This is a genomic window from Oryzibacillus soli (genome assembly GCF_051594765.1).
Classification (GTDB): domain Bacteria; phylum Bacillota; class Bacilli; order Paenibacillales; family NBRC-103111; genus Paenibacillus_AR.
Genome location: NZ_JBPPGJ010000128.1, coordinates 1 through 291, shown reverse-complemented (window position 1 = coordinate 291; position 291 = coordinate 1). Strand labels below are relative to the sequence as shown.

Annotated in this window: 1 protein-coding gene; it reads left to right on the top strand. The window is 49.8% G+C overall.

The genetic code is table 11. The features are described from left to right. On the top strand, positions 1-291 hold a 291-nt coding region (locus ACSEXW_RS28430; RefSeq protein ID WP_438449527.1), incomplete at both ends, for a transposase.

Genomic DNA, 291 nt, shown 5'->3' with positions numbered 1-291 from the left:
ATACGAAAAGCACGATTTGAAAAGCAAGGCAACCTCTAACAGCCGCAATGGGAAGACAAAGAAAACGGTGACGAGCGAATACGGTGAGATGGAGATCCAGGTCCCACGCGACCGTAACGGCGAGTTTGAACCGATGATCGTTAAGAAGCATCAATCGAATGTAACCGGCATTGAAGACCAGATTATCGCGATGTATGCCAAGGGCGTGAGCACACGTGACATCCAGGATCATCTCAGCCGGCTCTATGGCATTGACGTCTCCCCTACGATGATCTCAAACGTCACCAACAA